This window comes from Puniceicoccus vermicola (assembly GCF_014230055.1).
Lineage (GTDB): Bacteria > Verrucomicrobiota > Verrucomicrobiia > Opitutales > Puniceicoccaceae > Puniceicoccus > Puniceicoccus vermicola.
The window spans coordinates 1-26,220 of record NZ_JACHVA010000128.1; the positions used below are offsets into that span (position 1 = coordinate 1).

The following is a 26,220-nucleotide window of genomic DNA, read 5'->3' on the forward strand; positions in this document are numbered from 1 at the left end:
AGGATGCTCTCGCTACCTTCTCTTTCCTACCGCGAGAGGTCTACTCAGGCAACCCAGCCAGAGCTGCGAGAGCTTCCAGCTCTCTCCCTCACTTCTGACGCGAATCGAGAGCAGGATGCTCTCGCTACTTTCTCTTTCCTACCGCAAAAGATCTACTCGAGCAACCCAGCCAAAGTTGTGAGAGCTTCCAGCTCTCGATTTCATTCGGTTCGGATGAAATGATGCAGGAGATCTAGAAGAAGCTCTGACGAGAGAATCTCCCTCATTCGGATGCTTTATGGCCACACCTCAAGACGGAGAGGCAGCGAGAGACACAGCTAAAGTACCACAGGCTGCCAGCCTGTGCGCGAACGCCAGGTTCTCTTCGCATTTTCTCAAAGACACCTCGGCACCCGAGAATAGAATCCTCTTGAGCCGTTTCCAGGGGCGAGCCAGAATAGACGGAGAGGCAGTGCGCGAGGCGCAGCTAAAGCTGCGGCCCTACTTTAAAGAGGGGTTTCTTTCCGCTCTCGATTTTCAAAATAGTAAAGGGACTTGAAGCCCTTTTGACGAAGCATCTCACGAACGGCATCGAAATGTTGGCCGACTTGGCTTGGGGCGTGAGCATCGGAACCCATCGTCAATTTGATGCCTCGGGCCGCCGCCCAGTCCAGAACCACCGGGGCGGGATGAACTTCGTAAACGCCTTTGATCAGTCCGCTGGTATTCACCTCCATGCAGTGGTCTTCCTCCTTGAGGACGTCGAGAAATTCCTCAATCTCCGCCTGATAGGCTTCCGCAGGAAAAGGCTCGACGGTTCCGTAAATCCGAATGACATCCGGGTGCGCGATAGAGTCATAGACCCCAGACCGGACTCCGTTAATCAACCCCTTGAAGTAGGTGCGGATGACATCACCGTCGTCGATCAGCTTCATCTCGTCCAGCCAATCCCGATATCCATTGAGCTGGTGATGAAGGGAGCCGAGCACGAAATCGAACTGCTGCTCCTCAATCGTCTTTTTCATGGAAGCCATGGCTTCCGGATGCGGAAAGATCTCGCCCTCGATCCCGCAGAGCACCTTCACTCCAAGTTTCTCTCCATACTGACGCGCATTCTCCACCCGCTCCCGATAATCCGGCAGCTGTTTCAGAGTCATCCGAATGCCCCTTCCGCCAAAGAGGCGGTCTGGCTCCAAGGGAACGTGGCAAGTAAAAGTAATCAGCTCAATATTCTGAGAATGTGCGGCATCCACATATTCTTTCAGAGTTCCGGTGGCGTGGCCGCAAAGAGCGGTGTGCATGTGATTATCGATTTTCATTCTGTTATAAAGTACAGGGTGATGCGAATCCGGCCGGAGGCAAGGAACGGTGAAGAATTGGCTAAATTGTCACGGGTTGAAACCTGCGCGACCGGAGTTTGATGCCGAGGAACTTGACGCGGATAGGTGGAGGTGTTGGTGATGGGACGGAACGCATTTCCGTGCCCGCTCAGCTTTAGCTTCGCGGTCCGTGGGCGGATGGACTAGGAGGGAACTGGAACTGTGTTGCCCTTGGAGAACAGGCGGAGAGGCAGCGTGGGCGGAGAGGCAGACGCTGGCGCAGCTGAAGCTGCTACTCTACTCCAGTACCACAGGCTGCCAGCCTGTGTCGCGAAGTTCCCGATCCAATCTCCGCAAATACTATTCCCACGTGAAAATCTCTCAAGGCGGAGAGGCAGCGTGGGCGGAGAGGCAAACGCTGGCGCAGCTGAAGCTGCTGCTCTACTCCAGTACCACAGGCTGCCAGCCTGTGTCGCGAAGTTCCGATCCGCTCTTCGCAAATACTATTCCCACGTGAAAATCTCTCAAGGCGGAGAGGCAGCGTGGGCGGAGAGGCAAACGCTGGCGCAGCTGAAGCTGCTGCTCTACTCCAGTACCACAGGCTGCCAGCCTGTGTCGCGAAGTTCCGATCCACTCTCCTCAAATACTATTTCCCTGTGAAAATCTCTCAAGGCGGAGGGGCAGCGTGGGCTGAGGGGCAAACGCTGGCGCAGCTGAAGCTGCTGCTCTACTTTTCGATCCAGTAAACCCTTAAAGCAACCCACCCACTGTGGGGCATGGCTTCAGCCTTGCCCGCGCGTAGACCGAGAAGTGCCGCCACCTTTTCCATAAAAAAGGCGGCCCCGAATTGGGGCCGCCTTTTTATGAAAGATTTCTTCTCGGAGACTTACTCGCCAGCGTCTGGAGAGACGACATCGACGATTTCAGCGTCGAAGATGAGCATAGCACCGGGAGGGATCGGGCTTTGGGGAGGAGGGTTGTCTCCGTAACCGAGGTCGGAGGGGATGTAGATCCGCACTTTGCCGCCTTCGCTGATCTTGGCAAGACCACCGGAGAAGCCGGGGATCACTCCACCCATTGGGAAGGTCGCAGGTTCACCGCGGTCGTAAGAACTGTCGAAGACGGTTCCGTCGATCAACGAACCTTCGTAATTCACGACGACGTCGTCGCTCATCGTCGGCGCATCGCCGTCACCTTCTTCGATGATTTCGTAGTAAAATCCAGTGTCGTCCTTCTGGACGTCAGGGTTTCCTTCAAGATCTTCGATGAAAACTTGAGTCGCTTCCTTTTCCTTGGCCATTTCCTTGGCTTGAGCGGCCATAGCGCGCTGCTGGAGGAACTGCTGAAGCTGTGGGAGCTGATCTTCGATCGCTTCCATGCTACCGCCCTTGAGGCCGGATTGGAAACCCTTGAGGAACTCAGCCTTCTCTTCATCCGAGAAACCGAGCTGATCGAGACCCACTTGCTGGCTGACCATGTAACCAAAGAGCGCCGGAGGAGACATATCCTTCGAAGCGGTTTGATCTTCCGCCGAAGCGGACAGAGTGATCGCGGAGAGGGCGCTCACTCCCAAGAGTAACCGCCACGAGGTTTTAGTGAGTTTGATTGATTGCATCCCCGCTACGAAAGCAGCGGAGGCTGCTAAATGCAAGCGCCGAGCGAATTTCTCAAAGCCCCCTTCTCCCTCGACAGGTCGGGATTTTTACGCGAATTCGCGCCTACAAATGCTACGAAAAAAGAGCTTTTAGCGCCTCGACAGACAGGTCCTGCAAGCTGGAAACAAAGAGGTCTGGACTCCCCAATTTCTCTTTAGGATGGGTCGTGAGGACGCCCACCGATTTCATTCCTCCGGCATCCGCAGCCTGCAAACCATGGTGACTGTCTTCCAGGACGACGCATTGTGCGGGCGGGAGACCGGTAATTTTCGCAGCCTTCAAGAAGACTTCGGGATCGGGCTTTCCTTCCGTAACATCCTCGCTGGCGACAATCCCGTCAAAGAGGCCCTCCATTCCCATGACCTCCAGCGCGGTCTCGATATTCTCGGTCTCGCTCGAAGTTCCGACCACCCGCGGAATCCCCGCGGCTTTCAACGCCTGAACCAACTCGCGGGCTCCCAGCAAAGGATCAAGACCCTTCTCGCGGACGATTTTCCGATAAAGCTCTTCTTTGCGAGCTCCCAAAGAGTCAATTTCCTCCGAATCGTCAGACCAGCCAAGAAGGTCTGGAATAATGACCCGATTGACCTGACCGAAGCTCTCGCGAAACTGCTCCTCGGTGATCGATTCCCCAATTTCCTCGGCCAGTTGCTGCCAGGATAAATAATGGTGACTGGAGGAGTCGACTACGACCCCGTCCCAATCAAAGAGAACGCCGAATTTCACTGAATCACTCATCCGGCTTCCTCTCCACAATTACCAATTTCCGCCGGGAAGCGCGGTTTCCGGATCAACATCGACGGTGTAGTCGATGCCTTCGACTCCAAAGCCGAAAAGTTTGAGGAAGTCCGACTGATAACCTTCGTAATCCGAGAGCTCCCGCAGGTTCTCGGTCTCGATCGTCGGCCAAATCTTGGCCACGGCTTCTTGAATCTCGGGCTTCATTTCCAAGTCGTCGACATGAATCCGGCCATCGTCGCCGAGCTCCACCGAATCGGAACCGTAGAGACGATCGCGGAAGAGGCGCACGATCTGCTCGATGCAGCCTTCGTGAGTCCCCTGCTCCTTCATGATCTTGAAGAGAATGGAAATGTAGAGTGGCACCACCGGAATCGCCGAGCTGGCTTGGGTGACAACCGCCTTGTTGACAGCGACGTAAGCCTTTCCGGATTTCGCGGAATTCTTTTCGCTGATCACCGAAGCGGCTCGGTCCAAGTCTTCCTTAGCCTTGCCGATGGTTCCATTCTTATAAATGGGCCAAGTCACTTCCGGCCCGATGTAGGAATAGGCGATCGTCTTGAAATTGTCGGCGAGGAGGTCGTTCTCGGCGAGGCACTCCATCCAGCGCTCCCAGTCTTCTCCCCCCATGACCTTGATGGTAGAGTGGACATCCGTATCACCGGCTGGCTCGATGCCGATCTCGTGAACCAGATCCTTGTCGGTATCGACGGTCTTGCTCGAGAAGGACTGCCCGATGGGTTTGAGGCAGGATTTAAAAGTTTCCCCCGTGCGCGGGTCGGTGCGGCGAGGCGAAGCGAGGCTGTAGACCACGAGGTCGATCGGGCCCATCTCCTTCTTCAGGCGCTCGACGACTTTCTCCTTCATTTCGTCAGAAAAAGCGTCGCCATTGAGGCTACCGGCGTAGAGGCCAGCCTTCTGGGCTTCCTGCTCGAAGGCCGCAGCATTGTAGTACCCGGCCGAGGCAGGACGTCCATTCGAAGCGGGACGCTCAAAAAAGACGCCAAACGTGTCGGCACCGCAGCCAAAGGCTGCTTGGATTCGGGACGAAAGCCCATATCCGGTCGAAGAGCCGATGACCAGGACCCGCTTGGGTCCGTCTGTCACCTTGCCGCTGGCTTGCGCCACTTCAATCTGTTCCTTTACGTTTGCTGCACACCCCTCTGGATGGGAGGTCACGCAAACAAAGCCACGTACTTTCGGTTCAATGATCATGGATGGAAACCGAAGATGGTTGGGAAAGGCTCATTCTGTTTCAACCCTAATCATCCCCGATCCTCGGTTCTGGTCGAATTTCCCGAAAAAAGTGGGATCTGGGAGGCCGGAGATTGGAGATGGGAGATGGGCGGAGAGGCACGGGGCGGAGAGGCAACGCAGGCGCAGCTGAAGCTACTGCCCTACTTGGAGAGGACGCATTTCTGTAGCCGCTCAGCTTTAGCTGCGCGGCCTGGATTACCGAACTCGCAGAGAAAGAATCCGACTGGACCGTAAATATCGCCCCCCTACATCGCAATGGGCGCAGCTGAAGCTGCAGCTCTACTTAAAGTACCACAGGCTGCCAGCCTGTGTGCGCACACCGCGGACACAGGCTCGATTCCGCCCAAAAAACCAACTCGGCACCCACAACGCAAATCCTCCGTAAACCTCTCCAACGGCGGAGAGACTAGGCGATGGGCGCAGCTGAAGCTGCTGCCCTACTCTATGATTTTGGAACTAGCCAGACTACCTGATAAGGGGCCAGAGTGATGCCTCGCTTGCGAGGGCGGAGGGATTTGCCGCTGACGATTTCGGCAAAATCCTGAAAATCCTTCACCCCGTCGATGGCATCCAGATTTTTGAAGATCTGCTTTTTCGGAGTGAAATTCGCGATGCAGATGATGGTCTGGTTTTCCGCAACGCGTTCGACGACGAAATATTCTTTCCCGAGGTCGTAGATTTTTTGAGAGGCACCGGGATGGAAAGCTGAGTACGATCCGCGGCGACGAAGGACCAAGAGGTATTCGGAAAAGACTTCGTGAAACTTCCCCCCTTCGCTCAAATTCTTCTTCAAGGATTCGAGATCCCACTTCTCGCGGTTGATCGAACGGTTGCGACCCGTCTTTTTCACACCTTTCAGGTCGTTGAGGGCGCCATAGAGACAGGGCAAATAGATCGCGGGCACGCCTTGCAGACTCAGAGCCACGATCTGCGAACAGAGGAACCGTCGCTTGCCCAGCTCCTCATCGCCCGGCTCGGAGAGAGCCGAAGCGTAGGTAATGTTCAACTCGTAGGGACTCTCCGATCCATCTGAATTGGTCTTGGTCGAAACCAATCCCTTCCGGGCCTTGACCTTATCGACGAGCTCGCCGATTTCCGCGTCGGGGAGCAGGCCGGTCAGGGGGCGGACGCCGATGCCATCGTGGCTGGAGGTAAAATTGAAAAACGTCTGTTCGTCCCCCATTTCGGGGAGACCTGCCGCCCATTCAGTCAAGTGCTCGGCGGTGCCATTCAACAAGCCGTGCAACAACAATGGAGGGAGCGAGAACTGGTAGACCATGTGGGCCTCATCCTCATTGCCGAAGTAACTGATGTTCTCTTCGTGCGGGACATTGGTCTCGGTGAGAAGAATCGTTTCCGGAGCGACGATTTCGAGGATGTCGCGGAAGAGTTTGACGACCTCGTGCGTTTCCGGGCGGTGAATACAATCCGTGCCCAGCTCCTTCCAGAGGAAAGCCACCGCATCGAGACGCAGGACCCGCACGCCCATCGAGAGGTAGAGAAAGAGGATGTCGACGAACTCGAAAAAGAGGTCTGGATTGCGCCAGTTCAGATCAACCTGATCGGCGCTAAAGGTGGTCCAGACCCAGCGATCGCCAGCCCGGGTGGCAAAACGGGTGAGCAATGGCGAAGTCCGCGGACGGACCACCATGCTCGTATCGACTTCGGGGTTCTCGGTGACAAAGTAATCCGAGGCCGGCTGCACACCGGCAACAAACTCGCGAAACCACTCCCCTTTCGCCGAACAGTGGTTGAGAACCAAATCGGACATGACGCCAAACTCGGAGGCCAGCGCTTTGATGTCATCCCAAGTGCCGAGCTCCGGATCGACCTGACGATAGTCCTTCACCGAAAAGCCATCATCGGAACTCCAGGGAAAAAATGGGAGGACGTGCACCGTGCTCACCGCTCCCTTGAGATACCGGGTGCAGAATTTCCGCAGTGTTTTGAGCGGAGCCTCTCCTTCCTCGTGAACGGTGTCCCCGTAGGTAATGAGGACGACATCCTTTTCATTCCAGAGGGAATCCGGCTTCGAGGGACGGAGCCCTACCCCGTATCGACCCAGCGCCGCGTAGAAGCGACGGGTCATCCGGTCCGCTTCCGAACCGTAGAGTCTGCGAAATCGCCTTTGCAGGCGCTCAAGTTGTTGGTGCGATACAAATCGGATCATGAGGTCATCCCGGTAAGGCTGGTCAAGAGAGTGCGAAGATTCCGGCGAAGAACGCTATAACTATAGAAGCGTCGAGCCGTCTTAAAATTGTGCTCCACCATCTCCCGGCGGTAGGTGGGATCCGAGAGGACTTTGCGCACCTGCCGCATGACGTGCTGGGTAACAAACCCATCCATCTCCATGAGGCGGAAGCCTTTGGGCTCAATGTCCTGCACGTAGATGGAGTAGCGGTTGATGACAATCGGCAACCGGAAGTAGATGGCCTCGAGCAAGGCGTTTCCGAAACCTTCATACAAACTCGGATAAGTCACGAGGTCGGCATGAGCGTAGGCATCCCAGAGGGTATATACCTTGCGCCCCTCGGAATCCCGCTGCCGGACTTCACTGATCCGGTCGGAGACAAACCGGAGATCCACATTTTCCTCGCGGGCCAGCTCCATGAGACGATCCGCATACTCAAAGCCCTCATCCCCCGCCTCGTGGGTGATGACCAGCTTGCAGCGGGGATCTTCGAGAGCACCGATCAACTTAATGGCATGCTCGATCCCCTTCCGCGGGACAATCCGGGTTGGCTGCAGGAAAATGATGTCCTCGTCGGTCAAACCGATCTCACTGCGGAAATCCGCCGCATACTCATCCGGCCCCTCTGGCGCGTTGTCAAAATCGAAGACATTCGGAATGAGGAGGGAGGACACGCCTTTGCGCAGGGAGAGCTGCTCCTGAGCCGCCTGGTTGATGACCACGTGGCGCATGTTGGAAATGCGGGCGGGAAAGGCCATATCGAGATAGTCCTGCACCGCCCCCACACTGAAGCGGGTGCGCTCCCAGTAAAAATCGTGGTGGTGGGCGATGGTGGGAATCTGGGTCTCGGCCAGGAATTCCGTCAGAGCGATCCCCAGCGGCACGTGCATCGGAATCGCGAGCACGTTTTGCGGGACAATGACGTCGATTTTATATTTTTCGACAAAATCGTAGAGGGTTCTTTTTAAATATCCGGCGAGGTCGCGGATCCGGGCCGTCACATCCTGACTGCGGCGGGTCCTCCCCCAGATCCTCTCGTTAATCCACTGGTTCTCACTAAAGCCGAAATAGGCCTCAGGAACACAGTGGGAAATGGATGGATGACGATCGCTTTTGCCGCTGTACCAATAGGATACGTGTCGATCATCCCAGAGAACCTGTGCCCATTTCGCACTCTCCAGCGACACCCCATCCTGACCCGCAAATCGCGTGGAGACGAACCCGATATTTTTACCCATAAGTTAGTGTTCTAACGATTGAGCAGGGTTCGTGCCCTAAACCAAGGAAAAAGATTGGCCCAAAAACAGCTTGCGGGGATCTGGAGGCCATGCCCCAATCCCTGTAACCTACTACATGCCGAAAAAGAACCAAGAAATCCTAAGCCTGATCCCAGATCCGGCTGAAATTGAGTCGATCAAGGAAGTCATCCTCGCGAACTCTGTCATGTGCGGAGAAATTCCTGCACCCACCTTCGAAGAAGGACGAAGACTCGTCTTCATGCGTGACCGCTTCACGGAGGCGGGGATGGAACACATCTCGGTCGACGAGAAGGACAACGTCGCTGCGATCCTGCCCGGATCCTCCGGCAATCGAAAGATTCTCCTTTCTGCCAATCTTGACACGATCCACTACGCCGGGGCCGATCATTCGATGACCCTCGGGACAGATTCGATCACCGGACGCGGGATCTGCGAGAACAGTCTGGGCCTCGGAGTGCTCTCCGCTCTGCCGCTGGTCCTCGAGCGTCTCAACGTGAAGTTTGAATCAGACCTTCTTCTTGTCGGCACCTCCCAGTCGATCGGAGTGGGCAACCTCGGAGGAATCCGCTTCTTCCTCGATAACTATCGAAACGAGATTGATTTCGGAATCTGCCTGCGGGCGGTGCAACTCGGTCGCCTCAGCTATGCCTCGCTCGGAATGCTCCGGGGAGAGATTCAAATTGAGGTCCCTGAGGAATACGACTGGAAGCGCCTGCCCGAGGGAAGTGCCATCGTGATCCTCAATCGACTCATCACCCGGCTGCAGGAGATTCCCCTCCCGACCAACCCGGTGACGACGATCAACCTCGGCTCGGTCCTCGCCGGAAACACCTTCGGCACAGCCGCCTCGACCGCCACCCTCCGTTTTGAAATCAAGAGCGAGGAAGAAGGCCGCACGGAGGCGATGGAGGAGCAGATCGAAGAAATTGTCGAAGAGTTGGCCGCCGAGAATGAGGTCTCGGTCAGCTTGAACGTCGTCGCCCGTCGCAACCGCGGAGGCATCTCTTTCTCTCACCCGCTGGTCAAGACCACCCGCAGTATCATCGGCTCCCTCGGCGGCGAGCAGGTGATCGCTCCGAGCACCGGAGAGCTTTGTGCCTTGATCGACAAGGGCATCCCGGCCGTCACCGTCGGCCTGACCAAGGGCGAACACCTCCACGAACGAAACGAAACCTTAAAAATATCTCCGATCTATCGGGGAGTCTCCCAACTGATCGGGCTCCTCCGGGCCATTGATAAAGGATACTGCGATGAGTAAAATAGAAAACTGGCTCGATACCAACACCTTCCACTACAGCGAGTTTTGGGACATCCTCGCCCTCGTTCAGGAAAAGGAGAAGAAGGGACTTAAGATCTCACTCTGCATCCCGACCCTCAACGAGGAGAAGACCATCGGCAAAGAGATCGTCATCTTCCGCTCCGAGTTGATGGAACGCTACCCCCTCGTCGACGAGATCGCGGTCATCGACAGCGGCTCGACCGACCAGACCCGCGAAGTCGCGGCCTCGTTTGGGGCCGACGTCTATCTCGCTTCCGACATCCTTCCCGAAGAAGGGGACAAACGGGGCAAGGGCGAAAACCTTTGGAAGGCGATTCACCAGCTCGAGGGCGACATCATCTGCTACGTCGACGCGGACATTAAGAACATCCACCCTCGCTTCGCCTACGGCCTCATCGCTCCGTTGATTTACAACGACGCCATGCAGTATGTGAAGGCGTTCTATGATCGCCCGCTCGCCTTTTCCCAAGGCATCCGCCCGAGCGGTGGAGGCCGCGTCACGGAAATCCTCGTCCGCCCCCTCTTCTCGCTTTTCTTCCCAGAGCTCACGGCATTGATCCAGCCCCTCTCCGGGGAGTATGCCGTCCGCCGAGAGGTGCTCGAAAAGATCCCCTTCCCGATCGGATACGGGGTGGAGACTTCGCACATCCTCGACATCTACAACGAGTACGGGCTCGACGCTTTTGGGCAGACCGACCTCGACCAACGCGTCCACCGCAACCAGACCACGCTCGCCCTCGGTAAGATGTCCTTCGGCATTCTCCAGACCTTCCTCCGGCGCATGGAAGCGTTCGAGATGTTCGACAAACTTCCGCAACTCGAGACGATCTACCGCCAGTTTCAGGTAGAAGGAAACCGCTACGAGCAGGTGACCTTTGATATCGTCGAAGAAGAGCGCCGCCCCATGATCGAGGTGCCCGCCTATCGAAAGAAGTTTTATGGGGAAAAAGGCTGAGGAGGCGTCCGCTCGTTATAGCTATGACTGCTGCGACTTCATCTTCCGATTGCAGCCATTTCGTTCGAAAGCTACGGAGAGGTTCTGAGGAGCGCGGTGCTTTAGCCCGCGATTTCGAAGCGTCCTTGGCGCTGAGCACGCAGGCTGAAGCTCTGCGCTCCAAAAAATCGAAAGAAATGGGGCCGTCGATTTCCGAAACTCTTGGACAATGACGGGCTACAGAAAAAGCCCCGGGCTCCCCCCGGAGCGGCTCCCATGAAAATCGCCATCCTCCACTACCACTTCGACCGGGGCGGGGTGACCCGAGTGGTCTCCTCCACCTTGGAAGCGTTTCGGAGCCGGAAGGATTACGAGTTCGGCCTCCTATCCGGGCGACCGGTCACTGAGCTGGAGGCCCCCAGCCGCCTCATTCCCGGGCTCAATTATTCGAGCTCCGCAGAGACCACTCCCGGCCCCGACGAACTCTACCGCCAGGTCACAGACGCGGCCCGTGACCTGTTTAACGGAGAGGAACCGGATGTCTGGCACATCCACAATCCGGCCTTGGGGAAAAATACTTCCTTCACCGGACTGGTAAACCGACTTGCGGCTGACGGCCGGGCACTGCTTCTCCACGAGCACGATTTTGCCGAGGATTTCCGCCCGGCGAACTTCCGTCTCCGCGAATCCAGCCGGGACGTCCACGACAGCCCTTTCCCCTACTCTCCCCGCGTCCGATTTGCGGTCTTGAACCAGCGTGATGCCGACATCCTGCAAAAAGTCGGTCTGCCCTCCTCCTGCTTGGCGCAGCTCCCCAATCCAGTTCCTCCGGCAGAGACGGTGGCCCCGCTCAACCCCGATTCCGACCTCATTCTCTACCCCGTCCGCGCCCTCGCCCGGAAAAATCTGGGGGAGTTTCTTCTTCTGGCTCATGCGCTCGGAGGCGATTTCCGCTGGGAGACGACCCTCCCGCCGACTAACCCCGCCTACCAAAAGCGATTTCAGCAGTGGTGCGATCTGGTCGAAGATCTGCGCCTACCAGCACGCTTGGGAGTCGCCGCCACCGAGGATCGTCCCTTTGCCGAGCGCCTCGCCGAATCGCGGGCCGTGGTCACGACCAGTGTCGCCGAGGGATTCGGACTCTCCTTTCTCGAACCCTGGACTTACGGACGACCCGTTTTGGGCCGGGATCTGCCGGAAATCACCCGCGAATTCCGCGATCAAGGCATCCCCCTCGACTCGCTCTACTCCCGCTTTCTCATTCCCGCCGAGGCCACCGACCCCGAGAAAGTGGCCGGCCGCTGGGAAGCCGGAATCCGCTCGGCATATGAATCGTTTGCGACGAAGGCCCCCGAAGAAGACCTCATCCAAACCGTCCGCCAAATCGCGGAATCCCCGCTCATCGATTTTTCCCTCCTCGGAGAAGACCTGCAGGCCCAATGCCTCCGCACCGTAGTGGCGAAGAAGATCCCCATCGAAGCGCCGACCGCGATCCCCTCCCTTGACGCAGACGGGATCAACTCGAGGCGAGAACCGATTCTCCAAACCTTCAGCCCTGAAGCCTATGCCGCCAAACTCGAGACTCTTTACCATTCTCTCGTTGACGCCCCCGCCGAGAAACTCTCGTCTCTCTCTCCGGAAAAAATCCTCCGGGAATTCCTCCACCCAAACCGCTTCCATCCTCACTTCGTGGAATGATATGACCCATACCGAAGAAACTCTTCTCCAGCTCATCCGTGCCCAATCGAGTTGCTTCGATCCCATCCCCACCGATCTGGAGCGCTCCACCACGCCGATCAAAGGCATTCGCCACATTGCCTTCGACGTCTACGGCACCCTCCTCTCCTCAGGCGTCGGCGACATTGGCAACAGCGCCCCAGCCGACCGCGGAGCGGCCCTCACCTCGGTCCTCACCGAAGCCGGAATCTCCGACCTCCCCTCGTCGCCAGAACTCGAAGAACTCTACCGAGCCGAGATCCAGCAATCGCAGGCCGAGAGCAGCGCCCAAGGTGCCATCAAAGCCGAAGTGGAGATTCGCGACGTCTGGCGAGCCCTGGTCGACAAAGTAGGCGGAAACGACTCGATCCCCGATGCCAAAATCCCGGAAATCGCCCTCCGCTTTGAGCTCGCAGTCAACCCCGTCTGGCCCATGCCTCATCTGCTCGGAGTCCTCGAGCTCCTGGCCATGCGCTTCGCCCCCTACACGATCGTCTCCAACGCCCAGTTTTTCACGCCCCTCCTCTTCCCGGCCCTTACCCACAAAACCCTGGCCGACCTCCATTTTCTCGAATCCAGCTGCATCTGGTCCTACGAACTCCGCGAGGCCAAACCCTCCCCCCGCCTCTTCGAGAAACTCATCGAGAACCTGTCCGAGACCTTCAAACCCGCCGAAATCCTCTACGTCGGCAACGACATGCTCAACGACATCTCCGCAGCCCAAAAAGCCGGCCTCCGCACCGCACTCTTCGCCGGCGACCAACGATCGCTCCGCCTCCGCGAAGATCACCCGGACTGCCAAGGCGTCGAGCCCGATCTGGTGCTCACCAGCCTCGCCGACCTGCCGAAACTTGTCTGAAGCCGGATCCGCGGGGGCGAAATCACGTTCCCGATCGACTTTAGTCGTTCGGCTCGTCCGCATCGGCTCCACCTCCTGAACGCAGCTCGACTTCCGATGTGCGTCTCCCTCCCCAATAATCCGGAAGAATTCGCACGGCTGCATTCGACGAGCTCCTGCCAGAAAAGTCATGCTAGAACGCCGGAGGGCATCCCCAAAGCCAATCGATGAAAAAATTCATCTGCGCCCCCGCTGGATCCCCGCAATTCCGCCTCTCCAACCCTCTTCAGAGGTCCCCGTATCCGTCCTTCCCATGTGACCCCGGTTCGTGTAAACAGAAACCACCATGAGCAAGAACTCACTTACCGACACCAGCCAATTTCTCGTCACCGGAAAGAACAAATTTAAGATTGGGAAGTATCCGACCAAGATTAAAGACCTCTACGAGGACAAGTCGGACTACAAAGATCAGCTCGGCGACCTCAAAGACGAGATCAACGACCTTCAACGGATGATGTATGCGCATGGCCGCTACAGCATGCTCTTGATCTTCCAAGCCATGGATGCCGCCGGAAAGGATGGAACGATCCGCGCCGTGATGTCTGGGGTCAACCCGCACGGAGTCACCGTCCACGCCTTCATCAAACCGAGCCGCAACGAGCTCGGCCACGACTTCCTCTGGCGAACCACACTGAAGCTCCCCGACCGCGGTCATATCGGCATTTTCAATCGCTCCTACTACGAAGAAGTCCTCGTGGCCCGGGTCCACCCCGCCATCCTTGAGAACCAAAATCTCCCCAAGGAACTTGTCGAAGATAAAGATGCTCTCTGGAAGGGCCGCTTTGAATCCATCAGTGACTTTGAAAAGCACATGGAGCGCAACGGCACCCGGGTAGTGAAGTTCTTCCTCCACCTCGGCTACGACGAACAGCGCGAGCGCTTTCTCCAACGAATCGATAAGCCTCACAAAAATTGGAAATTCGAAGACGGCGACATCCGCGAACGACGCCACTGGGACGAATTCCAGGAAGCCTACGAGGAAACCATCAACTCGACCGCCACTCCCGAGGCCCCCTGGTATGTCGTCCCCGCCGACGACAAAAAGAACATGCGTCTCATCGTCGCCCAGATCATTCTCGAGCAACTGAAGTCTCTCGACATGCAATACCCGGAAGTGACCGAAGAGCGCCGCGCGGAATTGAAGAACGACCGCAAGCTGCTGGAAAACGACTGAACCTTCGCGGGCGGAGAGGCAACGCGATGGGCGCAGCTGAAGCTGCGGCCCTACAGAGTACCACAGGCTGCCAGCCTGTGAACCGAATGCTGAGACTCTTTCCCCTTTTTCGATAGAGACAACCCGGCTGCCAACAACCCGATCCGCCGCAAGCCACTCACACGACGGAGAGGCAGCGCGATGGGCGCAGCTGAAGCTGCGGCCCTACAGAGTACCACAGGCTGCCAGCCTGTGAACCGAATGCTGGGACTCTTTCCCATTTTTCGATAGAGACAACCCGGCTGCCAACACCCCGATCCGCCGCAGGCCTCTCACACGCCGGAGAGGCAACGCGATGGGCGCAGCTGAAGCTGCGGCCCTACAGATTACCACAGGCTGCCAGCCTGTGAACCGAATGCTGAGACTCTTTCCCCTTTTTCGATAGAGACAACCCGGCTGCCAACAACCCGATCCGACGCAAGCCACTCACACGACGGAGAGGCAGCGCGATGGGCGCAGCTGAAGCTGCGGCCCTACAGAGTACCACAGGCTGCCAGCCTGTGAACCGAATGCTGGGACTCTTTCCCCTTTTTCGATAGAGACAACCCGCCTGCCAACAACCCGATCCGACGCAAGCCCCCTCACACGGCGGAGAGGCAACGCGATGGGCGCAGCTGAAGCTGCGGCCCTACTAGTATCACAGCCTGTGCCTCGAACGCACACGCGTTCTCGAAAACGCCTTCGACTAATTCGAATCGTTTTGGAAAAACGGGATCAGCTGGTGGGCGTGCCCCTGAATAATCTTCGCGACCTGCTCGGCGGGCATATTCGGGTTCCGCTTCCGGTGGGCGACAAAGATTGCGGCGATCAGCGCTACCTCCACATCGACCAACTTCGCGGAGTTTTCCATCAGCTCCGAGGCGATACGAAGCGCTTGCTTCTCAATCTCCTTGTACTGCTCAAAGGCGGCTTCTTGTGGTGTTTCTGCCATAAAACGAGCACAGGCTCTCACTCCGAAAGGTCAACTCGGGAATCGAGGGGACGCTCTTCAGACGCGACTCTTCCTGCGGGTCGGAATAAATTCCGCGGTCCTCTTGGCATTTGCCCCTACCCCCCCGCTTCTTTCAAAAGTTCGGAAAACGAACTCGCCCCCAATTGGTAACCTCCTATGCTAAATCAACCCTTTATGATTCAATTCACACTCCTCCTTCTCTTTCTCTCGTTCCTCCATTCGGTGTCCCCCGCGGAAGATGTTCATTGGATCGACTCGAACGGAAACGCGGTTCCCAACTCCCCAAACCAAAAATCGGAGGATGGTTTCGGGGGGCTTCTCATCATCACCTCGGACCAAGACTGGAAAGAGAAATGGAATACGCCTGAAGATCATACTCCTCACTTTAAGGAGGCGAGCGAGGTTCAAGTCGGAGGCGAGTTGTACATTCTCCTCTTTTACATCAATCCCGCCACGAATTCTGATGGGGAGGCCGATGTTGTCGCGGATTTAAAAATCATCCGCGGAGACGGGACGGTCGGCGGCGAATATCCCGATCAGGTGATCCATCAAGGGAAGCTCAAAGGAAACCCTAAAAACATTCGGCTTTCCCCAGTCCAAATCGGTTTTATCGGCGAAAAAGATGATCCCGTGGGGACTTGGAAGATTCAGATCAAAATGACCGATCGTGTGCGAGGAGTGAGCCTCGATCTCGAAGACGAATTCGAATTGCTCCCGATGGTAGAGGGACCCTCCATCTGAATCGGTTCAAAGAAGCCTCGATTCAGTCCTCAAACGATCCCGTCTGCAGGAATAGGATCGTCTTCTCGATCACCTCGGCGTGATTCATAATGAAGGGATGGGTCGCGTGGATGACGATGTGCTCTTTCATCCCCTCCACTTTCGTAAATTCGACCGAAACCTTACCATCATCCGGCCCCTCAATCATGGTGCTGTTGATCCAATTGACGGACCGGTCCCCGGCGATGATTCCCAGCTCGAAATCAACCGGACCGAGTTGGTTGGGCGTTGAGTCTTCGTCCGTGCCCAACTCCTTTCCGGCGGGCCCGTTGATCTTCTCGAAAATCCACCAGTCTCCAATCTCGTCGACAACCTCGCTCCCCTGATTCGGTGGGGCGAGCATGACGACTCTGCCGAGCTTCGGCAGTTCGTTCCCCGAAAGATAGCTACGCACGAGGATTCCACCCATTGAGTGGGTCACGAAATGCACCTGAGAACACTCCTGAAAGTCTGGATCCTCCGTCACTTCGGCCATGGCGGTTTCGCTCAGCTCCTCAATGCTGGCCGTGGACGAAGGATAATCGATATTGAAGACGCGATACCCCTCTTCGGCCAATGCCTCCTCCATCTTTTCCATACTGGAAGAGCTTCGGGCCAAACCGTGGAGAAGGATCACAGCATCCCGGCCCTGCGCAATCGCTGCGAAACCCATAAACAGGAGGCTTCCCCAAAGCCAAAGATGACCGCTTCTTCTCACGGGAGGAGGCTCATACAAATCGAAAATTAGGTCAATCCTCCCAAACGAGTTGCGGGAATCCGCCACCTGCATAAGAATCACCGTATGCGTCGGCAACTTCTGCTTATCCCCGCGTTTGCGCTCGCAGCCCTCATCATCTTCCGCGTTCTGGACCCTCAGAAATCGGAAGATCCTTCGGTGGATCCGGCCAAATCGGATTCATTGCCCTCCACAGCAAGCTCCCCCGATCCGCAAACCGCCTCTCCACCCCCCTCGGTGGATTCCTCTCAACCCGCTTCTTCGCCATCCGCGAATGTTGCTTTTCGCGATTGGCTAGACCAATACCACCAGGCCTCTCCCGACCAGCGAGAGGCTTTGCTGCAGGACGGGATCGCCCTCGCGACCCAACGTAAAGAAGCTCTCTATTCACTAATCGCCCAAGATCCGGCCAAGGCGCTGGATTGGGCTCTTGATCTCAGCGACTACGCTCAACTGCCTCCGCCAATCGCCGCCCTCGTCGAAAAACCAGCGAGTGGCCTCGCAGACATCGATCTTCGCTGGACTACCGAAATCTCCGATGACGGAACTTTGCTCTGCCGCGACCATAACCGCCTCTACCTCAATGGGAATCCATACGCACTCTTCGGCCCCGGCCGGCGAAACGGGCAAGCTCCTACCCTCGGAGTCCCTGTTTTCGCCTACTTACTCGAAGACCGCGCCCTGAGCCCGGAATCTCCGGTTCTCGCTCTCGATTCGTCCGAGTCCCCAGCGGCACGCCTCCTCTTTCCGAAAGGTTCGACCGGAGATACCGATCCTCTGACCGGATCCCCCGTCAAATCCGGCCCCTCTGCGGTCATCGCCGGGCACCTCTACCAGTTCGCCAACGAGGGAAGCCTCACCAACGTGAAAGATGCCCTTCTTTCTTCCATCGAGAAAGCGCACGAAACCCGCGAATATTCGATTCAATTGCCATTCGAGTGGCTGGCGGGAGATACCGAAGGCTACACGCCCTCGATCACCCAGAGCAGCTATTTTGCCGACGACAATATCTCCGTCCTCATTATCCGCTGCGACTTCTCCGATTTCGTCGGAGCTCCCGCCAGCGAAACCGATATCTCGAATGACCTAACTGCCGTCAGTAATTATCTGAACCAAGTCTCCTACGGCACCGCTTCGGTCACCCCCACGGTCACCAGCACCGTTTACCGCCCTCCCCTCACGGGTTCCAACTATGCCGTCAACGGCAATAACGACGGACTCTATCAAGATGTCATCGACGCCTACGACGCGAATCCCGATGCGGGGGCGCGTTCTTCCTACGACGTGGTGACCATCTACTTTCCCGATATCAGCGGAGTGACCGATTCAAAAATCCTGTATTCCGGTCTGGCATCGGTGGGGGGCAGTCGGATGTGGATTAACGGAATCAGCAGCAGCTCCAGCCGCGTCCATGTCTTCTCGCACGAGTTTGGCCATAACTACGGGCTCTATCATTCGAATTACTGGCATCCGGAAGCGACCCTCTCCGGCTCCTACCTCGATCCGGAAAGCAGCAGCCTCGAATACGGCGATATCTTTGACACGATGGGAGGCGGACGAGAACCCGAAGGCCATTTCAATCCCTACCAAAAACACCGGATCGAATGGCTCTCCGAAAACTCGGTTGCCACGGCGACTGAGGATGCCACCTACCGGATATACCGCTTCGATCACATCGACGCTACGGATAACCCTCTATTGGCCGTCCGCGTTCCCATGGGAGGAGACGTCATCTACTGGATCGGTCACCGACAGCTTTACGACAGCAACACCAACCTTGAGAATGGAATCTACGTCGTGGCCGAGGGGCTTTACCAAGACCGCCCCAACCTAATCGACATGACCCCCGAGTCCGCCCCCAACGAGAGCTCGGACCGCTACGACGCCGCGCTCCCCGTGGGCGAAAGTTACTACGACACCGATGCCGGGGTTCTCTTCACGGTCGATCAGACGGGAACCGATGGATCGGGTGACGAGTGGGTTGACGTAAGCCTCACATTCGATCCGAGGGTCGGTTTCGTGAAGGAGCTCTATGAATTCGACGAGTCCTCGGGAATCGCCGCTCTCACTCTCCGTCGATCATTCGGGAGCTCAGGCAGCCTCATCATCGACTATTCGACCAACGACCAGACGGCTTTGGCCGGCTCGGACTACTATGCCCAGAGCGGATCCGTGACCTGGGCTGATGGGGATACCAGCGATAAAGTCATTACCATCGCGATCCGCCCCGATGCCATCGAAGAGTCGGGAGAAACTTTCGAAGTCACTCTCTCCAACCCCAGTCAGGGGACCATTCCCGCAACCCAAGCAACCGCTAAGGTCGCAATTCTCGACCCTGGAGAGCGCTACGAGAGCTTTGCCCCCGACTTTTTCAATAGTGTCGTCAACGCTGTCGGATTCCAAAGCGACGGCCGCCCAATCATTGCAGGGAGAATCAGCCATTCCAGCGGAGAATTTGCCAGCGCCGGAAATATCGCCCGACTCAATCTGGATGGCTCCGTGGATCCAAGTTTCAATGCCGGAGGCAGCGGATTTGATGCGGATGTGGAAGCCCTCGCGGTCCTTCCCGATGACCGGATTCTGGTCGGGGGTCAATTCACGGAGCTCAACGGGACGGTGGTCCCCCGCCTGACTCTCCTCGAAAGCGATGGCACTCTCGTGGCCTCCTTCAATACCCAGCTGGGAACCGGTCCAAACGGCAATGTACTCAGCCTTGCTGTAGAACCGAATGGAGACCTTCTCATTGGCGGCGAGTTTTCCGAATTCAATGGCGTTGCCACCGAGGGTCTCTACCGCCTTTCGGCCGACGGCAGCGCCGGCGCCCCCCTCTACCTGCCCTTTCCAACCTCTTGGGGGACAGAGATCCACGACATCGAAAGACTGGCGGACGGAGACTTCCTCGTCTCTGGATCCTTCTACATTTCCGGATCGCCCAACGGCTTCCATTCAGGAGTCGTACGCCTAAATCCCGACGGCACCCGTGATGGATCCTTCGACCCAGGATATGGACTGCATGCCAGCGGATCCACAAACACAATTCAAAGAGGATACGCCATCGCCCCGCTACCCGATTCCGATTGGGTTTTCGGAGGCAGTTTCTCCGCCTACGATGAAAACAATACCAACTTTCTCGTCCGCACCGACGAGGATGGGGATTATGATCGGGCCGCTCCATCGGCGATCGTCAATCCCATCCGCGCTCTTCTCGCCGAACCCTTCGGTGGAATTCTAGCGGGATCCTTCAAGGGTCAAACCGGCGACACTCTCGTTCGGCTGAACCCTGACTGGACCTTTGACTCCTCCTTTACCCGACTCGGCGGCCCCGCGAGCTCCATTTATACTCTTGCTCACGGCCCGGACGGCAGTCTTTGGGTTGGCGGGAATTTCTTCCAGTATAACGAAGCCCCCTCTCGACCGATCGTCCGAGTCGCAAGCGGAGTCTCTCCCTATGATTTCTGGGCCGCCCGCTCTTTCAGCGGATCTCAGCGCGTCGGAGGAGACGCAGACCCCGAAGCGGATCCCGATGGAGACGGCCTGACCAACATTGTCGAATTGGCTCTCGGTACCGACCCGAACTTCGCGGATGCCTCCAGCATCTTCGGTGCGAACAACCCGGGCACGATCTCCTTGGCCGAAGTCGGAGGTGCCACCTATCTGGAGGTCACGCTTGACAAGAGCCAATGGAAAGGAGGCCTCTGGCATTGCGTGCAAGTTTCTTCCGATCTGCAGAGCTGGAGTCCCGACCCAGCCGTTCCCGGTGATGATTCCGCTTTTGAGATTCTCGAGGACAGTTCCCTTCAACTCCGCGTAAGGGATCGGACTCCGATCAGCCCCTCGGCCCCACGCTTCCTCAGGATCATTCTCAAAGCTCCTGAATAAAAAGGTGCCCCCCGAAGGCTGCCCGTAGGGATCCGCTTCCAGCTTGCCTCTCGGCCCGCCTTCGATTGGCATACTTCCATGATCGGAGCGAAATTCGGAAAAACCTCAACGATCCGGTTCGGGCTCTTCCTCTCCAGCCTGCTACTCGGATTCACGTTCGTCTCCCCCCTTCACGCGGAAGTGAAGCTAAAGCCTTCGACGACCTCGTCCGGCTACCTTGCACTCCTTCTGGTCAATGAATCGCCTTTTCCCGGAGAATCCGGTTGGGTCTCCGAGACCGACACGAAGGACACCATGCTCTCGATCCTCTGGGTCTGCGACAATCGGATTTCCAACATTCCCTCTGGTTACCGTCAGTCACAAGTCGCGGCCACGACGACCAACAATATCATCGACGTCATCACCGTCGGCGGGGAGAAGGGCCAATGCGATGGATTCTACCGGGATGCCAACGGAACCCCCCGCACCGTTCCGCGTATCCAAAAACGCGTCGACTACCTAACCAAGATCGCCAACCAAGGCTCTCCCGGGAAATTCGCCCGCCTCCTCAATTACGCCCAAGGCCTTGCCAACGCCTACAATAGCGGAGGCATCACCCAGGCAGAACTCTTTGCCCGCGTCACCCAGATCCAGCAGATTCCGGTTACCGGCCGCGCCTACTCCTGGATGACCAACTCGGATACCTATAGCCCCGGTGGGAACTTCGTACGGATCCCCGATTCAAAACAAGGGAAACTCGGCGGCAATCGATTTTTCACCCTCCGCAAACTCGACGAATGAAAACTTTACTCTCTTCCCTTTTTCTCAGTGCCCTACTCCTCCCGGCGGCTCCGGCAGCGAATGAAACGGCGCCCTCCAGCGAGCTCACCAACCAAGAGTTTCTCTTCAAGGTCATCCGCTATCTCTACCGGTGGCACCTTGACGAAAAGGACGCCCAAATCGTCCTTGAGGACGGAGACGCGATCTTCCTGGTCCGCGAAGACGGTCTGGCCCCGGACTCCGACGACAACAGCCGATTCGCGACCATCGTCCTTCCGCAGATCGACTACACCCTTTCCCTGAAAAAAGCAGACTACGCCATCCCCGAGCTCGGACTCGAGGCCCACGCCGACACCTTTGAAATCGTCAACGTCGCCCGAATCTCACCGGAAGAGATGGATGATTTTGAGGAGATCCGGATTCCCTTCGCCACCATTCAGCAATACTCCCACGAGAAGCGGAACGAAGCGCAGTTCGCCGAGGGAGAACTCCTCACCGCCATGCGGAAGGAAGCCCGCCACGAAATCCTCGCCTACATCCAGTCTCGCCAGGAACAAGGGCTCCCCGTCGACTTTCACGGATACGACACTTTCGCCGAGTTTCTCGCCGCAGATCAAGAGATACACCTCGCCCCCCTTCCCGAAGTCGCCAACGACGTCTGGATCTTCTGGGAAACTGGCGGCCTCCTCCTCCACTTTTCCTCTGAGCTCGAACTCAACGATCCCAAACTCTGGGGCAACGACTTTCTCACCCTCGACCTTTACGACATCGATGAGCAAACGGTCGTGTCCCTTGACGAAGTCGCCGGCAGCAACGCCTACCTGACCCGCGACCAAGTCGGCCGCATCCTCTACAACTGCATCGTCCTCGGAAAACGAATCGTGCTTGAACCGGGAGAAACACCGGCCAAAGACGGATCCTAGTTCCCCAATACGAATGGCGAAATTCAAGGTACGCGAGACAGCCTCGACGCTAACGATCACTGGAAACAGTCGACAACTCATTGGCTCCGCGCTCTGTCTCCTGATCATTTGGGGACTCGGTTCCGCCCTTCGCGGGGAGACTCCAAGGCTGCAAAACTACACAACGAAATGGCTCCCGCCATTCCGCTCCTAATTGTAACGGGACATCCGTACCACAGGCTGCCAGCCTGTGCGCCTGGGTCCCGAATCGAGAGCTGGAAGCTCTCGCTACCTTAGCCTCTCCACCGCAAAAGCCCTAATCAGCCAACCAACTAAAGTAGTGAGAGCTTCCAGCTCTCACATCCCCAACGCAAAATCGAGAGCAGGATGCTCTCGCTACCTTGCCTCTCCACCACAAAAGCCCTAATCAGCCAACCCAGCCAAAGTTGTGAGAGCTTCCAGCTCTCTCATCTCCAACGCAAAATCGAGAGCAGGATGCTCTGGCTACCTTAGCCTCTCCACCGCAAAAGCCCTAATCAGGCAACTAACCAAAGTAGTGAGAGCTTCCAGCTCTCTCATCTACAACGAAAATCGAGAGCAGGATGCTCTCGCTACCTTAGCCTCTCCACCGCAAAAGCCCTACTCAGGCAACCAATCAAAGTAGTGAGAGCTTCCAGCTCTCTCATCTCCATCGCAAATCAAGAGCTGGAAGCTCTCGGTACTCGGGGACGCCAGCTTTCTCGCATGACTTTCCCGCATGAGCCCGTCGAATGCATTCGTGTGATTCGCTTCCGCTATGCGCGCATTGGCGAGGTCCATCCTACAAACTCCTCCTCAACGGTGATGACCGTTTCTAAGAACTCGCCGAGGAACTCCACGCCTACAAGCCTACACAACGAAAGGGCTCTCGCCATTCCTCTCCCATTTCGGGGAATTCCTGTATCTTAAAAATCCGGACGCTTCCGAAGGGCTTTCGTCTTCCCCCGCTTTTTCTTCGAATCGATCCGTCGATTTTTGGATCCCAAGGTTGGCCGGGTCGGGCGGCGTTTCTTTTGGGTCTCGGTGGCCTTGAGGATCATCTGGCGAAGCCTCTCCATGGCCGCCGTTTTGTTCTTTTCCAGCGAGCGATGCTCCTCAGCCCGGATGACAATGATTCCCTCGGCGGTCAGACGACTGTCTCGCAAACGGAAAATGCGGCTCTTGTAGAATTCCGGGAGCGAAGATTCCCGCACGTTGAAAAAAAGCTGAACTGCGCTCGACACCTTGTTCACGTTCTGACCACCCGGCCCGGAAGCCCGGATCGCCTGAAAGGACAACTCGGCTGCGGGAATCGAAACATTGTTGGAAAGGCGCAGCATGGAGGTAGAGATACCTCGGATGCCACCTCCCTTTCAACGGTGAAACTTCCTGCAGGAGCTTCCCGATATGAAACCCGATCCTCAGCGATAAACTCTCGCCTCGACCTTGAGTGCCCAAAATCGAATCCTCTTCGGTCAGTTCGATTCGTTTCCTCGTTCAGCGGCTTCTCGACGCTGATTGGCGAGACAGCGGCGAAAATTTGTAATCCCACCCAAGAAAAACAGGGCACTTCCGACAACATACTGAGATGCGAGAAAAGTATTGAGCACCCGGATTTCATCCTCGGTTGCGGGCGACCAAAGGTAAGGAATCGAGGCTACCGTGAAGAGGATTGAGCCCGAAACGAAAGTCACCGCCGTCAGATTAATCAGCTGCATATTCCCGCGCTTACTCTTCCCCGGAACCTGAAGAACGTTGATCGTCGAACCCGCTACAAAGAGTAAGCTCCCGACAATAAAGCACCATGCTCCTACCTCGACCTGATCAATCCACGAGAGGAAAAATAGACTTCCGATCATGAAGAGGATGGTTCCGGCAAAATAGGCAAAAGCGGCTCCCCACTCCATCCGATCAACCTCCGAGAGCCGACGCTTCTGCCGACGATACCGAATGACTTCGGCCAAATCGTGGCCTGAAACGACCAGGTAGAGAATCGACCCCCAGAAAAATATCCATGCTCCCACATTCATGAAAGGATCGAGCGCCGGAAAGAAGAAGACACTCCCAAAGACGAAGGCCAACCCTCCGATCGCGTAGAGATAGGCCTGGATGTTCTCCCAACGAGCTTGCGAGCTCAAATCGTCTTCGTCCCTCCAAAGAGACAAGAGACGCGGGCGATCAGAAATCAAATGCGGCATGAACAGGGTAATCGTGGACAACCTCCACAAAATGTCCAGATCGCGGTCCTACCCTTCCTATTCTTGGCACAGCCCTCCGAGCCTCAGCCATGAATGTGCCCCTTTGTCTCAGGCTCATTTCGCCAGGCTCAAAAATAGTGCCAACATGTCACAATTTGAAAATTTAAGACATTTCTTAAACATCTTATAATCAGCAATTTAAAACACCAAAGACTCTGGCATTCCGTCTGCAATACCCCATTTGTTTTTCAAAACATCAACGAACAATACAAAGGAGAAAAATACTATGACACTCTTCAAATATGATTCATCGAACCAAGATCCGTTTGCTGGCATCGACGCTCTTCTAGAGCAGTTTGGCCGTGGTTTTCGAAACACCTTTTCCGAGACTCTCGGCACCCGACAAATTCCGGTAAACCTCTACGCAACGGAGGACGCCTATGAAGTTCGGGCCGAACTGCCCGGAGTGCGCAAAGCCGACGTTTCTGTCGAAATCGAAAACGCAGTCCTCGAAATCAAGGCCAAGCGCCAACTCGACGACGAAAACGCCAAGAGCGAAGTCGCTTTGGTCCGCCGGATCACCGTCGGCGACGACGTGGACACCGAACAGGTCAAAGCCCGTCTCGAAGACGGAATCCTCTCGGTTCATCTGCCAAAGCGCGAAGCCCGCAAGCCCAAGGCCATCAAGGTCGCTTAAGGTCGCTTAAGGTCGCGAATCTTCACAGAAGCAAAATTCACACAAGAAAAAGGAAAAATCTAATGAGCAACGAAATCACTCAGACTCCCGAAACGGCCACCGCCCGCCGCCAATCCTGGCACCGTCCGCGCTATGCGGTCAAACCTGGCAAGGAAGCCTACGAATTGAAGGTCTACCTTCCCGGAGTGCCCAAGGCCCAAGCGGAAGTGACGATCGAAAAAGACCAATTGCTGGTCGTAGGACGCCGGAGTTCCGTGCGGCCCGAGGGATCCAAGGTCGTTCACGAAGAACTGAACGCCGACGACTACCGTCTCCAGCTGCAGCTCAACGTGAACATTAATCCCGAAAGCATCGCCGCCCAATCCGAAAACGGCGTCCTAACGATCCATCTCCCACTGGCCGAAGAAAGCAAGCCACGGGCGATCACCGTTGAATAACCATTTTGGAGTAAAGACTCCAAGTAGGAGAAATTGAGAATACAGCCCGGCGCCGCAAGGTGCCGGGCTTTTTCTTAGGGACCACCATCGAAATGGCTCTCGCCATTCCGCTACCACTTCGGCGTGGACAGATGAGGCAAATGGAAAGACCTGACCGCTCTTCCCCGAACCGGAGGCGCAGCTGCCGCCCTACCTCCCAGCGGCCGCAAAAACGCAAAATCGAGAGCTGGAAGCTCTCGCTACTCTCTCCTCTCTATCGCAAAAGCCCTACTCCGGCAACCCAGCCAAAGTAGTGAGAGCTTCCAGCTCTCTCATCCCCAACGCAAAATCGAGAGCAAGATGCTCTCGCTACTCTCTCCTCTCTATCGCAAAAGCCCTACTCCGACAACCCAACCAAAGTAGTGAGAGCTTCCAGCTCTCTCATCTCCAACGCAAAATCGAGAGC

At 56.6% G+C, this 26,220-nt stretch carries 21 protein-coding genes; 11 read left to right on the top strand and 10 right to left on the bottom strand.

Annotated features, from left to right (window positions below; genetic code table 11):
* Positions 1 to 485: 485 nt before the first annotated feature.
* The 6 genes from H5P30_RS17890 to H5P30_RS17915 all read right to left on the bottom strand — a co-directional run bounded on the left by H5P30_RS17890 (position 486) and on the right by H5P30_RS17915 (position 8,377).
* Positions 486 to 1,298 carry a histidinol-phosphatase gene (locus tag H5P30_RS17890; protein ID WP_221774399.1) on the bottom strand — a complete coding sequence of 271 codons (813 nt, stop codon included), beginning with the start codon at positions 1,296 to 1,298 and terminating at the stop codon, positions 486 to 488.
* 886 nt (positions 1,299 to 2,184) lie between these two features.
* Positions 2,185 to 2,865: an FKBP-type peptidyl-prolyl cis-trans isomerase gene (locus H5P30_RS17895; RefSeq protein WP_185694286.1), complete on the bottom strand. Its 681-nt coding sequence runs from the start codon at positions 2,863 to 2,865 to the stop codon at positions 2,185 to 2,187.
* A 160-nt stretch (positions 2,866 to 3,025) separates the two neighbouring features.
* Positions 3,026 to 3,691: an HAD family hydrolase gene (locus H5P30_RS17900; RefSeq protein ID WP_185694287.1), complete on the bottom strand. Its 666-nt coding sequence runs from the start codon at positions 3,689 to 3,691 to the stop codon at positions 3,026 to 3,028.
* Positions 3,692 to 3,709: 18 nt separating this feature from the next.
* The gene (gene fabV, locus H5P30_RS17905; protein WP_185694288.1) at positions 3,710 to 4,906 is read right to left on the bottom strand and encodes an enoyl-ACP reductase FabV; all 1,197 of its coding nucleotides are present in this window, start codon (positions 4,904 to 4,906) and stop codon (positions 3,710 to 3,712) included.
* 484 nt (positions 4,907 to 5,390) lie between these two features.
* Positions 5,391 to 7,118 (bottom strand): sugar phosphorylase, encoded by a 1,728-nt coding sequence (locus H5P30_RS17910; RefSeq protein WP_185694289.1) that lies wholly within the window; start codon positions 7,116 to 7,118, stop codon positions 5,391 to 5,393.
* A complete protein-coding gene (locus H5P30_RS17915) occupies positions 7,115 to 8,377 on the bottom strand; it encodes a glycosyltransferase family 4 protein (RefSeq protein ID WP_185694290.1) in 1,263 nt (420 codons plus the stop codon). Before H5P30_RS17915 ends, H5P30_RS17910 begins: the two co-directional genes overlap by 4 nt.
* Positions 8,378 to 8,492: 115 nt before the next feature.
* On the opposite strand from H5P30_RS17915, the gene H5P30_RS17920 reads away from it, so the two are divergent.
* From H5P30_RS17920 to H5P30_RS17940, 5 genes are all read left to right on the top strand, one after another.
* Positions 8,493 to 9,656: a peptidase dimerization domain-containing protein gene (locus H5P30_RS17920; protein WP_185694291.1), complete on the top strand. Its 1,164-nt coding sequence runs from the start codon at positions 8,493 to 8,495 to the stop codon at positions 9,654 to 9,656.
* Positions 9,649 to 10,632: a glucosyl-3-phosphoglycerate synthase gene (locus tag H5P30_RS17925; protein WP_185694292.1), complete on the top strand. Its 984-nt coding sequence runs from the start codon at positions 9,649 to 9,651 to the stop codon at positions 10,630 to 10,632. The genes H5P30_RS17920 and H5P30_RS17925 overlap by 8 nt, the downstream gene beginning before the upstream one ends.
* Before the next feature lie 255 nt (positions 10,633 to 10,887).
* Positions 10,888 to 12,309 (top strand): glycosyltransferase, encoded by a 1,422-nt coding sequence (locus H5P30_RS17930; RefSeq protein ID WP_185694293.1) that lies wholly within the window; start codon positions 10,888 to 10,890, stop codon positions 12,307 to 12,309.
* Position 12,310: 1 nt separating this feature from the next.
* A complete protein-coding gene (locus tag H5P30_RS17935) occupies positions 12,311 to 13,186 on the top strand; it encodes an HAD family hydrolase (RefSeq protein ID WP_185694294.1) in 876 nt (291 codons plus the stop codon).
* 325 nt (positions 13,187 to 13,511) lie between these two features.
* Positions 13,512 to 14,399 carry a polyphosphate kinase 2 family protein gene (locus H5P30_RS17940; RefSeq protein ID WP_185694295.1) on the top strand — a complete coding sequence of 296 codons (888 nt, stop codon included), beginning with the start codon at positions 13,512 to 13,514 and terminating at the stop codon, positions 14,397 to 14,399.
* Between the two features lie 724 nt (positions 14,400 to 15,123).
* Here the strand turns inward: H5P30_RS17940 and H5P30_RS17945 are convergent.
* Positions 15,124 to 15,369: a hypothetical protein gene (locus H5P30_RS17945; protein WP_185694296.1), complete on the bottom strand. Its 246-nt coding sequence runs from the start codon at positions 15,367 to 15,369 to the stop codon at positions 15,124 to 15,126.
* 195 nt (positions 15,370 to 15,564) lie between these two features.
* Between H5P30_RS17945 and H5P30_RS17950 the strand changes: the two genes are divergently transcribed.
* Positions 15,565 to 16,131, top strand: a complete 567-nt coding sequence (locus tag H5P30_RS17950) for a hypothetical protein (protein ID WP_185694297.1) — start codon at positions 15,565 to 15,567, stop codon at positions 16,129 to 16,131.
* Positions 16,132 to 16,153: 22 nt separating this feature from the next.
* Here H5P30_RS17950 and H5P30_RS17955 read toward each other — a convergent pair whose 3' ends face one another.
* The gene (locus tag H5P30_RS17955; protein WP_185694298.1) at positions 16,154 to 16,822 is read right to left on the bottom strand and encodes an alpha/beta hydrolase; all 669 of its coding nucleotides are present in this window, start codon (positions 16,820 to 16,822) and stop codon (positions 16,154 to 16,156) included.
* Positions 16,823 to 16,951: 129 nt separating this feature from the next.
* On the opposite strand from H5P30_RS17955, the gene H5P30_RS17960 reads away from it, so the two are divergent.
* The 3 genes from H5P30_RS17960 to H5P30_RS17970 all read left to right on the top strand — a co-directional run bounded on the left by H5P30_RS17960 (position 16,952) and on the right by H5P30_RS17970 (position 22,446).
* The gene (locus H5P30_RS17960; RefSeq protein WP_185694299.1) at positions 16,952 to 20,764 is read left to right on the top strand and encodes a Calx-beta domain-containing protein; all 3,813 of its coding nucleotides are present in this window, start codon (positions 16,952 to 16,954) and stop codon (positions 20,762 to 20,764) included.
* A gap of 78 nt (positions 20,765 to 20,842) precedes the next feature.
* Positions 20,843 to 21,544, top strand: a complete 702-nt coding sequence (locus tag H5P30_RS17965) for a hypothetical protein (RefSeq protein ID WP_185694300.1) — start codon at positions 20,843 to 20,845, stop codon at positions 21,542 to 21,544.
* Positions 21,541 to 22,446: a hypothetical protein gene (locus tag H5P30_RS17970; RefSeq protein WP_185694301.1), complete on the top strand. Its 906-nt coding sequence runs from the start codon at positions 21,541 to 21,543 to the stop codon at positions 22,444 to 22,446. The genes H5P30_RS17965 and H5P30_RS17970 overlap by 4 nt, the downstream gene beginning before the upstream one ends.
* A 923-nt stretch (positions 22,447 to 23,369) precedes the next feature.
* Here H5P30_RS17970 and arfB read toward each other — a convergent pair.
* On the bottom strand, positions 23,370 to 23,783 hold the full coding sequence (gene arfB, locus H5P30_RS17975; protein WP_185694302.1) for an alternative ribosome rescue aminoacyl-tRNA hydrolase ArfB: 414 nt from the start codon (positions 23,781 to 23,783) through the stop codon (positions 23,370 to 23,372).
* A gap of 135 nt (positions 23,784 to 23,918) precedes the next feature.
* Positions 23,919 to 24,641 carry a YrhK family protein gene (locus H5P30_RS17980; RefSeq protein ID WP_185694303.1) on the bottom strand — a complete coding sequence of 241 codons (723 nt, stop codon included), beginning with the start codon at positions 24,639 to 24,641 and terminating at the stop codon, positions 23,919 to 23,921.
* Positions 24,642 to 24,927: 286 nt separating this feature from the next.
* Here H5P30_RS17980 and H5P30_RS17985 point away from each other — a divergent pair, with 286 nt between their 5' ends.
* Both H5P30_RS17985 and H5P30_RS17990 read left to right on the top strand, forming a co-directional pair.
* A complete protein-coding gene (locus H5P30_RS17985; protein ID WP_185694304.1) occupies positions 24,928 to 25,338 on the top strand; it encodes an Hsp20/alpha crystallin family protein in 411 nt (136 codons plus the stop codon).
* A 62-nt stretch (positions 25,339 to 25,400) separates the two neighbouring features.
* Positions 25,401 to 25,775: an Hsp20/alpha crystallin family protein gene (locus H5P30_RS17990; protein WP_185694305.1), complete on the top strand. Its 375-nt coding sequence runs from the start codon at positions 25,401 to 25,403 to the stop codon at positions 25,773 to 25,775.
* Positions 25,776 to 26,220: the final 445 nt, after the last annotated feature.

What these genes read in the sequence shown, in the direction of transcription:
- H5P30_RS17890 (WP_221774399.1), bottom strand. Translation starts at nt 1,298, where the DNA reads ATGAAAATCGATAATCACATGCACACCGCTCTTTGCGGCCACGCCACC.
- H5P30_RS17900 (WP_185694287.1), bottom strand. Translation starts at nt 3,691, where the DNA reads ATGAGTGATTCAGTGAAATTCGGCGTTCTCTTTGATTGGGACGGGGTC.
- fabV (WP_185694288.1), bottom strand. Translation starts at nt 4,906, where the DNA reads ATGATCATTGAACCGAAAGTACGTGGCTTTGTTTGCGTGACCTCCCAT.
- H5P30_RS17910 (WP_185694289.1), bottom strand. Translation starts at nt 7,118, where the DNA reads ATGATCCGATTTGTATCGCACCAACAACTTGAGCGCCTGCAAAGGCGA.
- H5P30_RS17915 (WP_185694290.1), bottom strand. Translation starts at nt 8,377, where the DNA reads ATGGGTAAAAATATCGGGTTCGTCTCCACGCGATTTGCGGGTCAGGAT.
- H5P30_RS17920 (WP_185694291.1), top strand. Translation starts at nt 8,493, where the DNA reads ATGCCGAAAAAGAACCAAGAAATCCTAAGCCTGATCCCAGATCCGGCT.
- H5P30_RS17925 (WP_185694292.1), top strand. Translation starts at nt 9,649, where the DNA reads ATGAGTAAAATAGAAAACTGGCTCGATACCAACACCTTCCACTACAGC.
- H5P30_RS17930 (WP_185694293.1), top strand. Translation starts at nt 10,888, where the DNA reads ATGAAAATCGCCATCCTCCACTACCACTTCGACCGGGGCGGGGTGACC.
- H5P30_RS17935 (WP_185694294.1), top strand. Translation starts at nt 12,311, where the DNA reads ATGACCCATACCGAAGAAACTCTTCTCCAGCTCATCCGTGCCCAATCG.
- H5P30_RS17940 (WP_185694295.1), top strand. Translation starts at nt 13,512, where the DNA reads ATGAGCAAGAACTCACTTACCGACACCAGCCAATTTCTCGTCACCGGA.
- H5P30_RS17945 (WP_185694296.1), bottom strand. Translation starts at nt 15,369, where the DNA reads ATGGCAGAAACACCACAAGAAGCCGCCTTTGAGCAGTACAAGGAGATT.
- H5P30_RS17950 (WP_185694297.1), top strand. Translation starts at nt 15,565, where the DNA reads ATGATTCAATTCACACTCCTCCTTCTCTTTCTCTCGTTCCTCCATTCG.
- H5P30_RS17955 (WP_185694298.1), bottom strand. Translation starts at nt 16,822, where the DNA reads ATGGGTTTCGCAGCGATTGCGCAGGGCCGGGATGCTGTGATCCTTCTC.
- H5P30_RS17960 (WP_185694299.1), top strand. Translation starts at nt 16,952, where the DNA reads ATGCGTCGGCAACTTCTGCTTATCCCCGCGTTTGCGCTCGCAGCCCTC.
- H5P30_RS17965 (WP_185694300.1), top strand. Translation starts at nt 20,843, where the DNA reads ATGATCGGAGCGAAATTCGGAAAAACCTCAACGATCCGGTTCGGGCTC.
- H5P30_RS17970 (WP_185694301.1), top strand. Translation starts at nt 21,541, where the DNA reads ATGAAAACTTTACTCTCTTCCCTTTTTCTCAGTGCCCTACTCCTCCCG.
- arfB (WP_185694302.1), bottom strand. Translation starts at nt 23,783, where the DNA reads ATGCTGCGCCTTTCCAACAATGTTTCGATTCCCGCAGCCGAGTTGTCC.
- H5P30_RS17980 (WP_185694303.1), bottom strand. Translation starts at nt 24,641, where the DNA reads ATGCCGCATTTGATTTCTGATCGCCCGCGTCTCTTGTCTCTTTGGAGG.
- H5P30_RS17985 (WP_185694304.1), top strand. Translation starts at nt 24,928, where the DNA reads ATGACACTCTTCAAATATGATTCATCGAACCAAGATCCGTTTGCTGGC.
- H5P30_RS17990 (WP_185694305.1), top strand. Translation starts at nt 25,401, where the DNA reads ATGAGCAACGAAATCACTCAGACTCCCGAAACGGCCACCGCCCGCCGC.